General features: G+C 56.3%; 15 protein-coding genes. 6 read left to right on the top strand and 9 right to left on the bottom strand.

Annotation, left to right across the window (positions count from 1 at the left end; all coding sequences use genetic code 11):
• Window positions 1–88: 88 nt before the first annotated feature.
• Together SIB46_RS07525 and SIB46_RS07530 are read left to right on the top strand one after the other, a co-directional pair.
• Window positions 89–1,090 carry a hypothetical protein gene (locus tag SIB46_RS07525; protein WP_413295552.1) on the top strand — a complete coding sequence of 334 codons (1,002 nt, stop codon included), beginning with the start codon at window positions 89–91 and terminating at the stop codon, window positions 1,088–1,090.
• Between the two features lie 15 nt (window positions 1,091–1,105).
• Window positions 1,106–2,281 (top strand): hypothetical protein, encoded by a 1,176-nt coding sequence (locus SIB46_RS07530; RefSeq protein WP_413295553.1) that lies wholly within the window; start codon window positions 1,106–1,108, stop codon window positions 2,279–2,281.
• A 23-nt stretch (window positions 2,282–2,304) separates the two neighbouring features.
• Here the strand turns inward: SIB46_RS07530 and SIB46_RS07535 are convergent, their stop codons facing one another.
• From SIB46_RS07535 to SIB46_RS07550, 4 genes are read right to left on the bottom strand one after another with little or no spacing between them, the layout of a single operon-like run.
• Window positions 2,305–3,291, bottom strand: a complete 987-nt coding sequence (locus SIB46_RS07535; RefSeq protein ID WP_413295554.1) for an SGNH/GDSL hydrolase family protein — start codon at window positions 3,289–3,291, stop codon at window positions 2,305–2,307.
• Between the two features lie 52 nt (window positions 3,292–3,343).
• Complete coding sequence (locus SIB46_RS07540; RefSeq protein WP_413295555.1) at window positions 3,344–3,505, bottom strand: DUF5989 family protein; 162 nt, start codon at window positions 3,503–3,505, stop codon at window positions 3,344–3,346.
• Window positions 3,506–3,528: 23 nt separating this feature from the next.
• Window positions 3,529–3,921 carry an SxtJ family membrane protein gene (locus tag SIB46_RS07545; RefSeq protein ID WP_413295556.1) on the bottom strand — a complete coding sequence of 131 codons (393 nt, stop codon included), beginning with the start codon at window positions 3,919–3,921 and terminating at the stop codon, window positions 3,529–3,531.
• Window positions 3,922–3,926: 5 nt separating this feature from the next.
• On the bottom strand, window positions 3,927–5,774 hold the full coding sequence (locus SIB46_RS07550; protein ID WP_413297737.1) for a carbamoyltransferase: 1,848 nt from the start codon (window positions 5,772–5,774) through the stop codon (window positions 3,927–3,929).
• Window positions 5,775–5,831: 57 nt separating this feature from the next.
• Between SIB46_RS07550 and SIB46_RS07555 the strand changes: the two genes are divergently transcribed.
• Window positions 5,832–7,103, top strand: a complete 1,272-nt coding sequence (locus SIB46_RS07555; protein WP_413295557.1) for a (Fe-S)-binding protein — start codon at window positions 5,832–5,834, stop codon at window positions 7,101–7,103.
• Here the strand turns inward: SIB46_RS07555 and SIB46_RS07560 are convergent.
• Window positions 7,063–8,307 (bottom strand): four-carbon acid sugar kinase family protein, encoded by a 1,245-nt coding sequence (locus SIB46_RS07560; protein ID WP_413295558.1) that lies wholly within the window; start codon window positions 8,305–8,307, stop codon window positions 7,063–7,065. The genes SIB46_RS07555 and SIB46_RS07560 overlap by 41 nt on opposite strands.
• Window positions 8,308–8,315: 8 nt before the next feature.
• Between SIB46_RS07560 and SIB46_RS07565 the strand changes: the two genes are divergently transcribed.
• Window positions 8,316–9,452 (top strand): FAD-binding oxidoreductase, encoded by a 1,137-nt coding sequence (locus SIB46_RS07565; RefSeq protein WP_413295559.1) that lies wholly within the window; start codon window positions 8,316–8,318, stop codon window positions 9,450–9,452.
• On the opposite strand, the gene SIB46_RS07570 is transcribed toward SIB46_RS07565, so the two are convergent.
• Both SIB46_RS07570 and SIB46_RS07575 read right to left on the bottom strand, forming a co-directional pair.
• The gene (locus tag SIB46_RS07570; protein WP_413295560.1) at window positions 9,431–10,285 is read right to left on the bottom strand and encodes a galactose mutarotase; all 855 of its coding nucleotides are present in this window, start codon (window positions 10,283–10,285) and stop codon (window positions 9,431–9,433) included. The genes SIB46_RS07565 and SIB46_RS07570 overlap by 22 nt on opposite strands.
• Before the next feature lie 3 nt (window positions 10,286–10,288).
• Complete coding sequence (locus SIB46_RS07575) at window positions 10,289–11,116, bottom strand: alpha/beta fold hydrolase (protein WP_413297738.1); 828 nt, start codon at window positions 11,114–11,116, stop codon at window positions 10,289–10,291.
• 90 nt (window positions 11,117–11,206) lie between these two features.
• Here SIB46_RS07575 and SIB46_RS07580 point away from each other — a divergent pair, with 90 nt between their 5' ends.
• The gene (locus tag SIB46_RS07580) at window positions 11,207–11,518 is read left to right on the top strand and encodes a hypothetical protein (RefSeq protein ID WP_413295561.1); all 312 of its coding nucleotides are present in this window, start codon (window positions 11,207–11,209) and stop codon (window positions 11,516–11,518) included.
• Window position 11,519: 1 nt separating this feature from the next.
• Here SIB46_RS07580 and SIB46_RS07585 read toward each other — a convergent pair whose 3' ends face one another.
• A complete protein-coding gene (locus SIB46_RS07585) occupies window positions 11,520–12,005 on the bottom strand; it encodes a methyltransferase family protein (RefSeq protein ID WP_413295562.1) in 486 nt (161 codons plus the stop codon).
• Window positions 12,006–12,080: 75 nt separating this feature from the next.
• Here SIB46_RS07585 and SIB46_RS07590 point away from each other — a divergent pair, with 75 nt between their 5' ends.
• Window positions 12,081–14,603: a glycogen/starch/alpha-glucan phosphorylase gene (locus SIB46_RS07590; protein WP_413295563.1), complete on the top strand. Its 2,523-nt coding sequence runs from the start codon at window positions 12,081–12,083 to the stop codon at window positions 14,601–14,603.
• Here SIB46_RS07590 and SIB46_RS07595 read toward each other — a convergent pair.
• The gene (locus SIB46_RS07595; RefSeq protein WP_413295564.1) at window positions 14,600–15,040 is read right to left on the bottom strand and encodes a hypothetical protein; all 441 of its coding nucleotides are present in this window, start codon (window positions 15,038–15,040) and stop codon (window positions 14,600–14,602) included. The genes SIB46_RS07590 and SIB46_RS07595 overlap by 4 nt on opposite strands.
• Between the last annotated feature and the right edge of the window lie 3 nt (window positions 15,041–15,043).

The following is a 15,043-nucleotide window of genomic DNA, read 5'->3' on the forward strand; positions in this document are numbered from 1 at the left end:
ATTTGGGGTAGCAACGTTGTGCCTAGCCGGGGCAGAATTAGCCTCAAGATTATTACCCAAAAATTACTATGAATGGCAACATCGCTATATGTTTTTAAGCGAAGGAGTCATCACAAATAAAACCCTAAAAGACGGAAGCACAACCCAATGGTATAAGCCAAACAAAGCAATCAACTGGACCGTCTTCTATGGCTACCCATTCCATAAACCAAAGTTAGAATACTCAGTCTGGCTTACCAGCAACGATATTGGACTTATACAATCCAGGAATTTTGAACCAGCGAAGGAATCCATAGCCATCTTTGGTGACTCCTTTACAGAGCCTCAAGCGACAAACCCTTGGTTTTACTCACTGGAAAATCATTGGAATAGCATTTCTCCAAACAGCAACTTTCAACTCTTAAACTTTGGGTATCAAGGCACAGGAATAGGCCGATGGGACCAAATTACAAACAATCTGAAAGATGATTACAAAATAAAAAAAGCTGTTTACGTAGCCATCTCTCAAGATTTTGCACGACTAAACCAAAGCGGCTGGAGCGAAGGAGACTTGGATTGCTTTGACACAACAAAAAGCTGCCCTGGTTTGTATTACCAACCAATCTTAGGGAATGATCAATCCACTAAAACACTCAGGACAAGAGCAAGCCAAGAAATCGCAGGTAGACATCATCAATTGAATGACCGTATAACGTTTGCGCTTTGCGGGTCAAGCGAACTGCTCAGACAAGTATCTAGCCTGACAGGCAAGCCCTGCTACAAGAGCCCCCCTACTGAATATCAGACCTCACTCCAGCAGCAGATGGGAACGGGATTTTACTTTTTTAAAAAGCACATCGAGCTATACGGAAAAGAGAATGTGCACTTGGTTTGGATACCAGAAAGAAATGAAGCTGCAACTGGGAACAAATCTCCACTCAGCCGAAAATTAATTCGCTTTGCAGGGAATCATATCCCAAAAGAAAATATCATCCTTTGCGAGTTGGGCCCAAACGATTACCACGAGAAAGATGGCCATCAGAACGAAGAGGGCTCGCGCAAAATATATAAATGCGTTAGCCAATCACTGGAGAAAATGAACAAAGAATAATATTTTCCTACGTTCATGAACGAGATGAAACGACCTGATCAAGCAACACGCTCCGGCAAGAGAAGCGGATGTAAATCAGCCATTCTGCTGCTAACGGTTAGCGCTGTCTGCTTCGGCTTGGCTGAATTTGTCGCAAGAGGACTTCCAAAAAACTACTACGAATGGAAGCATCGTTATATGTTTGTCAGCGAGGGAGTAAACACCAACAAAACTTTTGCCGATGGCACATCAGCCCAGTGGTACAAGCCCAACTCGGCCATCAACTGGCATGTTTTTTATGGCTATCCCGGCCAAAAACCTAAAGCAGAATATTCGATTTGGTCGACCACCAACAACATTGGATTAGTACAATCACGAGATTTCAACCCAACAAAAAAATCAATCGCAGTCTTTGGGGATTCCTTCACTGAGCCCCAGGCAACAACCCCATGGTTTTACAATTTAGAGAACGACTGGGAAACAAACCCTCAAAGCTCTGATACTCAACTACTCAATTTTGGGTATCAAGGAACAGGGATTGGTCGCTGGGATCAAATCAGTAAAAATCTATCGGAAAAAATGAATATAAAAAAAGCCATTTATGTTGTTATTGGACAAGATTTTGCTCGACTCAATCGGGGTGGGTGGAATGACCAGGACCTTCAATGTTTAAGTGACTCTAAGAAATGCCGTAAACACTATTATCAGTCGATTGCAGGGAACGAGCAATCTGAAGAGGAGCTCACTGATCGAGCATCAAGCTTAATCAACAAGCGCCACAGAACCTTGGATAAACGTCTTCGTTATGGACTTTGCGGTAAAAGCGAGCTGATACGGCAAATATCAAGTGTCATTGGCAACCCTTGTTTTGATGGGAAACCTCCAACTCAATATCAAAAAGATCTCAAGCAGGCTGTAGGCCACGGCCTAGCTCATTTCAGAGATCACATTGATTTGTACGGCAAAGAAAATGTTGGACTGGTTTGGATTCCCGAGCGCAATGAAGCTGCGACAGGTCAGATATCCCCTATCAGCAAAAAAGTTCTTAATGTTGCAAACAATTTATTGCCTAATGGTCATGTCACTAAATGCGATCTAAATAGCGAAGACTATTACGAAAAAGATGGCCATCAAAACGAGCGTGGATCCAATAAAATCTACAAATGCACAAGCCAAATGCTTAGCCAAATTACATCGCAGGCATCCAAATAACTGATTGCTATTTGGTCAGTTTTTTATTTTTGATATTGAATAATCTCTTGCGCGAGAGCTTGACCGGCAATTTGATTGCCAATGTCGGATAGATGACCTCCATCCGCGAAAAAAACATCCTGACCAGACTCTTTAGCATCAGAGATAGAAGACGCAAAAGAGGTAAAGGTTTTCACTCCAAGATCACTTGATTCATCAAGCCATGCGGAGTGAAATAAGCTGGCATCCTCTCCAGAATTACAACTAACAGACCAGACGTCTTTAACTCCTAGATCACGCGCAGAAGCAACATACTTCCTATATATATGCTTCCAGTTAGAGATCTGCTCATTGAGCTCTTCTTGACTGGTGGGCCTTATCGAATAAGATTGAGTTCGCGAAAATTGATTCAATTGATGAATTAAATCAAACCTCTTAAATAAATCAGAGTAGTCATACAAAGCTCGGTACGAGGACTCCAAGACTCCATTTCTATAAACCTTTTGGCCTCGATAATAATAAGGCCTGCGGAGATCTTGGTTTTTGACTATTGAATTATAGCTATGCAAATATGAGTCATTTTGAGGGTCGTTGGAACAAACTTGGATGAGTAGAATGTCGGGCTCAATAATTGGATAAAGCCTTTGGAATGCAAGGTGCTGTTGAAAAGTACCTGAGCCTCCCATCCCGTATGCATACACGTCCAGAGGCAACTCCTTTGCTATATAAGCAAACCATGCCTCTGAATCTGAACTATAAAAATCACCAGTAAATGAATCACCAATGACTAAAAGTTTTTTATTAGCCTTCGAATCCTTAACGCTCAAATTTTTGGGCGAAAACCGCAATCCATGCTTATCGGTAGTGTATCTACCTTCATAGGATCTTCCCTTTGAGGAAACAAGGGTTTTTGAATAAGAAACATTAGGGCGTGGAGACCACCCCGTTAAGGAGTCTTGTTGATACAGCTTTTGCCTTTTTGAAATAAAAGAATAGCCTCGATAAGCAAGTTCAAGAAAAACAAGCGCCATCAGGGATGTGCAGACAGTAATCAACACACCCCTTAGATGGAGCTTCATAGAATTAAAAAATGGAATAGATAAAGGGCGCCACAACAGAACCCTGGGTGAAAACAATCAATGCGCCCATTAATACGATGGTGATAATTAATGGGGCTAGCCAATACTTCTTGCGGACCCGCAAAAAATCCCAGACATCTTTGGTCAGATCGAGAAAGGCATCCATACGAGAACAACTGCCGTTAGGCTTTAAAAGATGCGAGTCAGATTAATACCAGCTGTGTGGCGTTTTTCCCGGTAGGTGGTCAGTTGCTGGGTACGCCGCCGCAGGGGGTCATAGCCCGTCAGGCGCATCACGAATGCGATGGGTTGCAACACCAGCAAAAACACTGCCCCAAGAATGATGTGGCTGTTAAACCACCCCAGGGCATGGCCCAAGGCCATCCACCACTGGTAGGGCTGCCGCAGGGTGCGCGGAGCGATTAAACCCAAACTCAGTGCTGGAATCGCAATCCATAGGGTCCAGGCATGGAAGCCATGGCCCCTGAGGGCTGGCAGAAGCCATCCCAACAGCAGCGGGAAGACTATGGCGAGCAGCAGGCCGAACTCTCGGAGCTGCTTGGTGGTGGGCGAGGTGGTCATGGTGATCAATCGAGTTCGAATTCCTGCATCCAGCGCTCATCACGCTCTTCCACGGGCTGCTCTTCCTTGAGCAGCAGCTGATTTTCCAGCACCAATACATCCATCTCGGTGCGCATGAAGCAGCGGTAAGCATCCTGCGGCGTGCAAACGATGGGCTCACCGCGCACGTTGAAGGAGGTGTTCACCACCGTGGGGCAGCCCGTGCGGCGCTGAAAACTCTTGATCAGGTTGTAGTAACGGGGGTTAGTTCTGGGGCTCACGGTCTGAACCCGGGCGGAGTAGTCCACATGGGTGATTGCCGGAAGCTCCGAGCGAGCGATGTTGAGCTTGTCGATGCCAAACAGCTTCTCCTGCTCAGCCGTCATCGGTTTGCAGAGGGTCTCTTTCACGGGCGCCACCAGAAGCATGTAAGGGCTCTTGCTGGTCAGCTCAAACTGATTGCTCACCTCTTCTTCCAACACCGAAGGAGCAAAGGGGCGGAAGCTCTCGCGATATTTGATCTTCAAATTCATCACGCTCTGCATCTGCTGATTGCGTGGATCGCCAATGATTGAGCGCCCGCCCAGTGAACGGGGTCCGAATTCCATGGCGCCGTTAAACCAACCGATCACCTTGCCCTGATCCAGCAGTTCAGCCAAACGCTCAAACAACTGGGGATCTTCCAGGGCGTAAAAGGGGGCCTTGATCTGCTCGAGATAGGAGCAAATTTCGGCGTTCTCAAAGCGGGGGCCCAAATAGGTGCCCTTCATGCCATCACCGCTCTGCACCTGGCGCGGCTTATCAAAGTGCTGATGCCAAGCCACCAAAGCAGCCCCAAGGGCTGAGCCTGCATCACCACTGGCTGGTTGAATCCAAACCTGATCAAAAATGCCTTCGCGCAGCAACTTGCCATTGGCCACGCAATTGAGGGCCACACCGCCGCTCAAGCAGAGATTGCGAGCACCGGTTTCCTGCTGAATGCTGCGGGCCAACTTGACCACAATCTCTTCAGTGACCACCTGGATTGAAGCGGCCAGATCCATGTGGAACTGGGTGAGCTCGGTTTCCCCTTTGCGCGGCGGCCTGCCGAACAACTTGTGGAACTTGCGGCCGGTCATGCGGAAGCCGCGATGGAACTTGAAGAAGCTCAGATCCAGCCGGTAGGTGCCATCGGGCTTGATATCAATCAGATGGTCTTTGATCTGATCGACGTACTTGGGCTCGCCATAAGGGGCCAAGCCCATCAATTTGTATTCACCGGAATTGACCTTGAAACCGCAGTAATAGGTAAAGGCCGAATAGAGCAGGCCTAAGGAGTGGGGGAAGTTGATTTCCCAAAGCGGCTTGAGGCTGCTGCCATCACCTAGCCAGGCTGAGGTGGTGGCCCATTCACCAACCCCATCCATGCAGAGCACAGCTGCGGACTCAAACGGGCTGGGGTAGAAGGCAGCACCTGCATGGGAGAGGTGGTGCTCACTGAACAGCAGCTCGGGAAGCTCAGCCTCTGAGCCCATCGATTCGGCCACCGCCTTGAGCTGTTTTTTGAGCTCGGTTTTGAGGAACAGCTTTTCCTTCAGCCACACCTGCATGGCCGCCACAAACGAACGCCCTCCACGGGGTGCAGCGCCGAGATAGGTCTCCAGCAAGCGCTCAAAAGTGAGCAGCGGCTTTTCGTAGTAAATGACCGCGTCGAGATCAGGCAAGGTCAGCCCTTGGCTTTCGAGGCAATAACGCACCGCATGCTGCGGGAAGCGGGAATCGTGCTTTTTGCGGCTGAAGCGCTCCTCCTGAGCAGCTGCTGCAGCCACACCATCGACCACCAGAGCAGCTGCGCTGTCGTGGTAGTAGGCAGAGAGGCCGAGGATGCGCACCAGATACCAGCCGGGGCGCGCAGTCTCCCATGAGGCGCCTTCAAAAGCCAGACTGCACTGATGAGCAACTCATTGCCCGCTAGCGACCCCTGCGTGCACTGCGGTTTTTGCCTGCCGACCTGTGCCAGCTACCGGGTGCTCGGCACAGAGATGGACTCCCCCAGGGGGCGCATCCACACCCTCAAGGCTATCGCTGCCGGTGAGCTGGAACTCGATGCCGCCGTGGCCCCCCATTTCGATAGTTGCCTGGGCTGCTTTGCCTGCGTCAGCGCTTGCCCTGCTGGGGTGCGCTACGACCAGCTGATTGAACAGGTTCGACCGCAGCTCAACCAAGCCGAATTAAGGAGCCCCTGGCAGCAGCAACTGAGGCGCTTGCTCCTGGGTGTGATCCCTTACCCACCACGCCTCCGCGCTCTGCTGCAACCTTTTCGGCTCTATGCCGGTGGACCGCTGCAACGCCTGGCTCGCCTCAGCGGCCTGATAAAGCTTTTCGGTCCGGAAGTTGCTGCCATGGAGCAGCTCCTGCCGGCACTACCGCCAGGCGCCTTTGGCCCTGACCCCCAAGGCGTACTACCAGCGACAGGCAAACAGCGTGCACGGGTGGGCTTGGTGCTGGGCTGCGTGCAGCGGGTGTTTGATCCAGCGGTCAATCACGCCACCATCGCTGTGCTGCAAGCCAATGGTGTGGAGGTGGTGCTGCCAGCTAGCCAAGGCTGCTGCGGCGCGGCCAGCCATCACCAAGGGCAGCTCGAGCAAACCCGCGATCTAGCCCGGGATTTAGTGAAGCAGTTCGAGGGGGAGCCCCTGGATGCCGTGCTGGTGGCAGCCTCCGGTTGCGGCCACACCCTCAAGCAATACGGGGAGCTTCTGCCCGGCGAAGCGGGCTTTTCAGCACCTGTTCTGGATGTGCATGAGTTTCTCAGCCAAATCGGCTTGAGCGAGGCGTTCCAAGCCAGGCTTGAACCCCTGCCGAAAGCGGTGGCTTATCACGATGCTTGCCACATGATTCACGGCCAGGGCATCGCCGCTCAACCGCGGCAATTGCTGCGCGCCATCCCTGAGCTGCAACTGCGAGAAGCCACCGAAGCCGGTGTGTGCTGCGGCAGTGCGGGGATTTACAACCTGGTGCAGCCCGAAGAAGCCGCTGCCCTGGGCCAGCTCAAAGCCGCTGATCTATCCGACACTGGAGCGCAGCTGATCGCCAGCGCCAACATTGGCTGCAGCCTGCAGATTCGCCAGCATCTCGGCCCGGATGGTCCGCCCGTGCTGCACCCGATGCAACTGCTCGCCATCAGCGCCGGGCTGCTTCCAGCAACTGCCAGCAACGTCTAAGGGTGCTCGCCTCCCCCAAATTGCCGGGGAATGTCACCACAGCCAGCCGGCCAAAGCGGGGGTGAGAAACAGACGGCTGCACTAGGGACAAACCCGGCAACAACTGACCTACAAGGCGCACCTGCTGTAACTGCAATCCCTGCTGCAAAAACGTGAGGCTGGTGGTGCCGCCTTTGGCAATCACGTACCCCAAGGGCGGCTCAAGGGCCATCACCACTTGGGCCATCTGCAGCGCCAACTCCCTTTGCTTCGCTGGGCTGTAGCCAGGCCGTTCGCCGCGGCTGCTGAACAGCACGGGCGTGACGCCGGTGTTCAACAACTGCTGAAGCTGGGCTGTGAGCGCAGAGAGCTCTTGGGGCTCATCCAGGCTGAACTCCACCCCGCAGCAGCCGGGCTGCTCAAGCAAATCCACCAGCTGGGCATCGGTCAGCGGCACATGGGAGCCCACCAGCACCAACCCAGGAGCAGCGATCGACGGCAATTCCGTGGGCTTTAGCGGCACTGACGGCATCCCACTGAGGCCATTCAGCAAGCTGGCGGCGCTTTGGCAGAGATGCTTCCGCCCAAAAGCCAGCTCAGCGATCACCTGCTCACCGATTACATCCAAATCATTGGGGCTGCTGGCATCGAGCACAGCCCACTGCCCCATCTTCAGCTCTGCCAAAGAATCGGCTGGCTTCAGCCGCGTCACAGAATCAGCCGGGATCGCTCCAGCTGTTTTGTGCTCAAGCCATTGGGGCAGATCGCTGCTGGGATAGCCAAAGCGGCGATCGAGGGCAAACGCCGAGTGATGCAGCGGCTTCCCATCCAACAGGTGCACTCCTGCTGAGGTGGTGCGCCCACCCTGCGGAAACGCTGGCACCAGCAAATTGGCGGCAAACGGCCCTAGTTCAGAGCGGATCACTTCCAACTCGAGTGGCGTGTGTCCGCGCAGGGTGGAATCGCCGCGGCTCACCACCAGCCAAGGCCGCTCCAATTGCGCCAGCAAAGGCTTTAGGCGCTGGCACAGGGCCGTGAGCTGCTGCCGCACCTGCTCGAGCTCCAAGGCACGGCTGTTGGTCAACAAAAACAGCAGCGGTGAGGGGTCGGTCAAGCCCGCCTGCAGGCTGGCCGTGCTGAACTCCAACAACAGAGGACAACCCCGCAGGGTCTGCGAGCCAGTGGGGTCATCGTCAAAGACGATGATCTTGGGGCTGCTCGCCATTACCTGGCATGCCGGATCAGGCTCCACTCCTAACGCCCGAACGGCATGAGCTGGTGGAGCTGGTGCGTGAACTGCACAGCCAGGCCTCCCCTTGGATCCCCAGCGGGTTGGGTAACCATCTGCACTGGGGCCCGCAACCCCAACTCCAAAGCTCAGTCCTGAGCCTGCATCATCACAACCAAGTGCTGGAGCATGCAACCGGCGATTTCACCGTGACGGTGGAAGCCGGCATGGCGCTCGGCGAACTTCAAGCCGTGCTGGCTGAACAAGGGCAGTGGCTGCCCATCGATCCACCACTGGCTGGCCCCAGCAGCATCGGCGGTGTGGTGGCACGGGGCGTCAGTGGCCCACTGCGCCACAAGGCCATGGGGCTCAAAGACCAAGTGATCGGCATCAGCCTGCTGCGCAGCGATGGCACAACGGCCCGAGCCGGCGGTCAAGTAGTGAAAAACGTAGCGGGCTACGACCTAATGCGCCTGCTCACCGGCAGCTGGGGCAGCTTGGCCTTAATCACCCAGCTCACCCTGCGCACCCAACCGCTGCCGAGCCACCGGAAGTGCTTTGCCATGCAGGGTTCTCTACCTGCCCTGCAGCAACTGCGCCAAGAGCTTTTGCTCCATAGCCCCCTGGCCCTAGAGCGTCTGGAATGGAAGCATCAAGCAGGCGAGATCAGTTTGTGGTTATCGCTGGTGAGCCTCAACCCTGAGGGTTTGCAGCAGCAGCAAGAGCAGCTCAAGGCTTCCGTGGCCTCGGAACTCAACCTGCAGGCCCAGGACTGGGAACCCAGCCCCGAAGTGGTTGAGCAGGGATCATGGCTGCTGCGGATTGGCGTGGAACCCCAACGCTCTGATGTCCTGCTTGGCCTGGCAGCCATCAAGCCCTGGACACTGCAGCTGGGTGCCGCCAGCGGACTCGGGCTGGCCACCGGCCAAGCGGCCAGCCACCAAGTTGCAAACCTGCGCCAGCAATGCGAATCCCTAGGGGGCTACCTGACGGTGCTGCAGGCACCCCCAGATCAACAGATCCAGGCCTGGGGAAATGCTCCAGCGCGTCCGATCATCGAGGCAGTGAAACGCCAGTTCGACCCGCTGCAGCAACTCAGCCGCGGCCGCCTACCGGGAGTTCAAGCGGCGCTCACCACGTAGCGGGTGCAGAGGCTGCGCTGTTCCCCAGGGGCCAGCTCAAGCTTGCGATCACCACTGATCAGGCTCTGGCGCGGCCCCGTCCAGGGCTCCATGCAGACCATCGACCGTGGAGGATCGGTCCAAAAGACCGCCAAGTTCCAGGGATCGCTGAGCTCCATCGTGAGCTTCTGGCCAGCCGCAGCATCCACCACAGCCACATTCCCGGTCGGCCGCACCAGCAAATCGATGCCCTGATCCAGCTGGGTGAGCACGCTTGCGGTGTTGGCCGCAGCCATGGGTTTGTGATCAAAGCCCTGCTCCGGCATGCCCTCAAAGCTCAAGCCAGACAGGCCGCTGACGTTGAAATAGGGGTGCAGTCCAAAGCTGAAGGGCAAAGCCTGGTCGCTGCGGTTGTGCAGCGTCACCGACACCTCAAGGGCACCAGGAGCCAAGCGATAATCCAGCTGCAGCAGAAACTCAAAGGGGAATTCCGATCGGGTCTGTTCGCTATCGCTGAGCTCCAGGCGCACGCCCTGCCCATCAGCCAACGCACTGAGCTGCCAGGGCAAGTCGCGGGCAAAGCCGTGTTGCTTCAACGTGGCTGTGCGGCCACCTGGCAAAGGCAAGCTGTCGCCAGGAAGATTGCCGCAGATCGGGAACAGGATTGGCGCACCACCGCGCACTGATTGGCCAGGAGTGAGAAAGCGCTCCAAATCCAAATAGACGATCTCGCGGCCCTGCACCTGCCAGCCGGTGAGCAATCCGCCGCGCTCGGGCACCACCCGAATCAGATCACCGTTTTCGGCGGTGAACACCGAATGGGCATAGGGAGCCGAGTGTTGCTGCAGCGGCATGGCTCAAGGCAAAGCGTTCAGCCATTGCAGCAACTCAGCGTTAACGATTGAGGGGACTTCATCGTGGGGGCAGTGGCCTGCCTCCAGCACCACCTCAGTGGTGGCCTCAGGGGCATAGCGCTGGAATGCTTCTCGGCGCCCAGCGGCATTGATCCACGGATCACGGATTCCCCAAAGCAACAGCAGTGGAGCCTTCAACTGGGCAAACAACTCATCGAGGGGCTGGCCGCTGGGGATGTCGAACACCGTGCGAAAAACGCCAAATGCTCCTGGATCGAGGGAGGGCTGGCGGATGGCTTCCACCAGCTCGTCATCGACGTTTGTTTTATCGATGTACACCTGCCGCAAGGTGCGGCGAATGGTGGCGGGGCGGCGCAGGTTTTCAAACAACAAGCGCTGCACCACAGGGCTTTTCAAAATGGCCGTGCCAATGCTTTTGCGGGCAATCGCGCCCCAACCCTTCAGAGGAGCTTTTTCCTCACTGAATGGGCCGGCTGCATTCAGCAGCACCACCCCAGCGCAGTCGTCTCCAAGGGCAGCACCAGCTGCCAAAGCTGAGTAGCCACCCAATGAGTTCCCCACCAACACCGTGGACCGGCCGATGCGCTCGCGCACATAGGCGCAAAGCAGATCGCGCCATAGCGCTCCCCCATAGGCCACTCCAGCTGGCTTGGCGCTGCGGCCAAAGCCGAGCAGATCCAAGGCGTGAACCTCATAGCTCTCAGAGAGCACCGGAAGGTTGTGGCGCCAATGGTCAGTGGAAGCACCAAAGCCATGCACCAGCAGCACAGCTGGGCGCTGCTGGTCATCACCTGCAGCAACGCAATGAATCGGGCTGCCGCGAAAAGTCCAAGACGCTGACACAGCGGCGCAAGCCAAGGGCCAAAGATGCTAGGGATAAGCGCCGTTTGCCGCCGAGCCTTGCCCCTGAGCAGTAGCGACTGGATCACCTTGGCCAGCGGTTCGGCGCTTTGGGCCTTGGCCCTCTACATCCCTTTGAGCGGACCCTTAGGCCGGCTAGAAGCCGAACTCAGCGGCACGGGCCTCAGTGAATCGCTGCAGAACACGATCCTGGTGCTAAGCAGCTTGCTGCTTGCCGCAGCCATCGGCCTGATCAGTCAACTGGCCATGAGTTGGGCGCTTGGCCCCAGTTGGGGCGCCAGCTTGGGGCTGATGGCAGTGCTCTCCGGTGCCTTTTGGAGCTTGGCCTCGCGCCGAGACCAGGACGACTGATTTAAAAGCCAGGAAAGAACGCTGGAACCCGCTGCTGGTAGGCGGCGTAGTCGGGGTAGTGGCGGACGAGAGCTTGTTCTTCCCGCTTTGCTTTGCCGCGCAGCAACACAACTAAGCCCATCAGCAGCAGGGGATGCAGCACGCCGCCCTTGATCAACGCCATCCCCATGGCGCACACCAACACCGCCAGATACAGCGGATGGCGGCAAAAACCATACAAACCCTGCGCCTTGAGCTCAGCATTGGGCATCGGCTCAGGCAGTGGCGTGAGGCTGCTGCCCAATTGCACGAAGGCAACCGCCGCCAGCACCAGGCCACCGATCAGCACCAAACCACCAGCCACCATCACCCCCGGCGGAGACCGCCAGAGCGAGGGCCAAGCGGGCAAGGCGATGTCCAAAGCAATCAGCACAAGCTGGCCCAAAAGCCACCATTCACCGCGGCGGTTATCAAGCCAGCCGCCCCAACTCAGTCCCCAATCCCGCATCAATCAACAGCTTTAACGGTTCAGCCAACTTGCCACCGCTACGGTCCGGTGACACCCGTTGTGGCACCCCATCCGATGAGCGAGCAGCCTGCGGAATTTTCGATGCCTACCCCCGGCGGTTTTCAGGATCCTGAGCGCAGTGGCCTCAGCGCTGATGACCTGTTTGCCGGCATCACTGAGCATCTGTTCTTCACCCTGGGCAAGCTGGCCCCTAGCGCCACGCGCCATGACCTCTACATGGCTTTGAGCTATGCGGTGCGCGACCGGCTGATGACCCGGTATTTGGCTGGCAAAGAAGCCCTCAACGAGCATCCGGCCAAAAGCGTTGCCTACCTCTCAGCAGAATTCCTGATCGGTCCGCAATTGGGCAACAACCTGCTAATGCTGGGCATCGAGAAAGAAGCTGCCGAAGCCCTGCATCGTTTTAACGGCACCACGCTGGACGACGTCCGTGAGGTGGAAGAAGAGCCGGGCCTTGGTAATGGCGGTTTGGGACGCCTGGCGGCTTGCTACATGGAATCGCTAGCCAGCTTGGAAGTGCCAGCGGTTGGCTACGGCATCCGCTACGAGTTCGGGATCTTCGATCAGCTAATCCGCGATGGCTGGCAGGTGGAGATCACTGATAAGTGGCTCAAAGGCGGATGGCCCTGGGAGCTCACCCACCCTGATCAAGCGGTGTTTGTGGGCTTTGGCGGCCGCACCGAGGGCTACACCGATGAGCACGGCCGCTACCGCTCACGCTGGATTCCCGCTGAGCACGCCATCGGCATCCCCCACGACATCCCTGTGCTGGGTTACAAGGTCAACACCTGCGATCGGCTGCGGCTTTGGCGTGCCACAGCCACCGAATCCTTTGACTTCTACGCCTTCAACATCGGCGATTACTACGGCGCTGTTGAGGAAAAAGTGGGCTCGGAGACCCTCTCCAAAGTTCTCTATCCCAACGACGGCACCGATGAAGGCCGCCGTTTGCGCCTGAAGCAACAGCACTTCTTTGTGAGCTGCTCGCTGCAGGACATGCTGCGCAACCTGGAGCAGCGCAAGATCCCAGTGACGGAATTCCCGCAGCACTGGGCTGTTCAGCTCAATGACACCCACCCAGCCATCGCGGTAGCTGAGCTGATGCGCCTGCTGATCGACGACAAAAACCTCGATTGGGATCTGGCCTGGGACATCACCAGCCGCTCACTGGCTTACACCAACCACACCCTGCTACCCGAAGCCCTGGAGAAATGGGGCCTGCCCCTGTTCTCCAGCCTGCTGCCGCGCCATCTGGAGCTGATCTTTGAGATCAACCGCCGCTTCCTGCAGCAGGTGCGGCTAAAGCACCCTGGCGATGACGCCATCTTGCGCAAGCTCTCAATCATCGATGAAGAGGGCCAAAAAGCCGTGCGGATGGCGCACCTCGCCACCGTGGGCTCCCACCACGTCAACGGTGTGGCCAAGCTCCACAGCGATTTGGTGAAGAGCAGCTTGATGCCGGAATTTGCTCAGCTGTGGCCGGAGAAATTCACCAACGTCACCAACGGCGTCACACCTCGGCGCTGGATGGGCCTCTGCAACCCGCAATTGCGCGGCCTGCTGGATGAGGTGATCGGCCAAAACTGGCTGCACAACCTCGATGAGCTCAAGCAGCTCGAGCGTTTCCAAGACGATTCCGGATTCCTGGAGCGCTGGGATCAAACCAAGCTGGAGTCCAAGCGCCAGTTAGCGAGCTACATCCACCGCCACACCAGCGTGCTGGTGGATCCGGCCTCGCTGTTCGATGTACAGGTCAAACGCATTCACGAGTACAAGCGCCAGCACCTCAATGCTTTGCAGGTAATCGCGCAATATCTGCGGATCAAGAACGGCCAAGGCGATGGCCTGGCCCCGCGAACGGTGATCTTTGGCGGCAAAGCAGCCCCTGGCTACTACATGGCCAAGCTGATCATCCGCTTCATCAACGGCATTGCCGAAACGGTCAATTCCGACCCCGACATGGATGGCCGCCTGCGGGTGGTGTTCCTGCCGGATTACAACGTGAAGCTCGGCGAGCGGGTGTATCCGGCCTCTGATCTTTCTGAGCAGATCTCCACAGCCGGCAAGGAAGCCTCGGGCACCGGCAACATGAAGTTCGCCATGAATGGCGCGCTCACGGTCGGCACCTTGGATGGAGCCAACGTGGAGATTCGCGAGCAGGTGGGGGCCGAAAACTTCTTCCTGTTCGGCAAAACCACCCCGGAGATCGAAGCCCTGCGCAAGAGCGGCTACCGCCCCTGGGAGCTACTGGAAGAGCTGCCGGAACTCCAAGACGTGCTGCATTTGGTGGAACAGGGCCACTTCAGTAATGGCGATACGGAGCTCTTCCGCCCGCTGGTGGATAACCTGCGCGGCCAAGATCCGTTCTTTGTCTTTGCTGACTTTGAGGCCTACCTCAAGGCCCAAGACGAAGTCAGCAGTGCCTGGGCCAATCGCCAGCACTGGAACCGCATGAGCCTGCTCAACAGCGCTCGCACGGGCTACTTCTCATCCGATCGCTCCGTGCGCGAGTACTGCGATGGGATCTGGAAAGCCTCAGCAGTTCCTGTAAAGGTGACCTGCCAGAGCAACCCCTAGGGAAGATCAGGCGTTTGGTGCAAAAGCCGGTTGAGCCGCAACCGATCCACATTCAAGGGATCAGGCGCGAGCTCTCCGGCGATCTCCTTAAATTTTTGTTCAACAGCTTCTGGGACGCGCACATCAAAAATGCGCTCCATAAGCACCTCAATGGAGAAGAGGTGGGCGTTGATGGTTTCTAAGTCGCCCAACGCCTGCTGCAGGCTGTTGTCTTCTGTTGGCGCAGGACCAGCTGCAGCAGTAGGTGCTGCTTCACCCGAGTGAGCCTGGTTTTTTTGCAGATCTTCCAGGACCCGGCCTGCCAAGGTGCGGAACGCTTGCAATGCAGCCCAATTGAGTTCTTGCTGCTGACGCAGGCTTGGATTTTCTCTGATGAGCCGGTCGTGCTCACGGTAGAAGCGCCGGCAATCAGGGCATTGGCAGGGCTCTTCGGGCAACGG

It is taken from the genome of Synechococcus sp. MIT S9452, assembly GCF_047304245.1.
GTDB lineage: Bacteria > Cyanobacteriota > Cyanobacteriia > PCC-6307 > Cyanobiaceae > RCC307.

Bases quoted from the DNA above. Each gene is read 5' to 3' on its own strand.
- SIB46_RS07525 (WP_413295552.1), top strand. From the start codon at position 89: ATGTTTTTAAGCGAAGGAGTCATCACAAATAAAACCCTAAAAGACGGA.
- SIB46_RS07530 (WP_413295553.1), top strand. From the start codon at position 1,106: ATGAACGAGATGAAACGACCTGATCAAGCAACACGCTCCGGCAAGAGA.
- SIB46_RS07535 (WP_413295554.1), bottom strand. From the start codon at position 3,291: ATGGCGCTTGTTTTTCTTGAACTTGCTTATCGAGGCTATTCTTTTATT.
- SIB46_RS07540 (WP_413295555.1), bottom strand. From the start codon at position 3,505: ATGGATGCCTTTCTCGATCTGACCAAAGATGTCTGGGATTTTTTGCGG.
- SIB46_RS07545 (WP_413295556.1), bottom strand. From the start codon at position 3,921: ATGACCACCTCGCCCACCACCAAGCAGCTCCGAGAGTTCGGCCTGCTG.
- SIB46_RS07555 (WP_413295557.1), top strand. From the start codon at position 5,832: ATGAGCAACTCATTGCCCGCTAGCGACCCCTGCGTGCACTGCGGTTTT.
- SIB46_RS07560 (WP_413295558.1), bottom strand. From the start codon at position 8,307: ATGGCGAGCAGCCCCAAGATCATCGTCTTTGACGATGACCCCACTGGC.
- SIB46_RS07565 (WP_413295559.1), top strand. From the start codon at position 8,316: ATGCCGGATCAGGCTCCACTCCTAACGCCCGAACGGCATGAGCTGGTG.
- SIB46_RS07570 (WP_413295560.1), bottom strand. From the start codon at position 10,285: ATGCCGCTGCAGCAACACTCGGCTCCCTATGCCCATTCGGTGTTCACC.
- SIB46_RS07585 (WP_413295562.1), bottom strand. From the start codon at position 12,005: ATGCGGGATTGGGGACTGAGTTGGGGCGGCTGGCTTGATAACCGCCGC.
- SIB46_RS07590 (WP_413295563.1), top strand. From the start codon at position 12,081: ATGAGCGAGCAGCCTGCGGAATTTTCGATGCCTACCCCCGGCGGTTTT.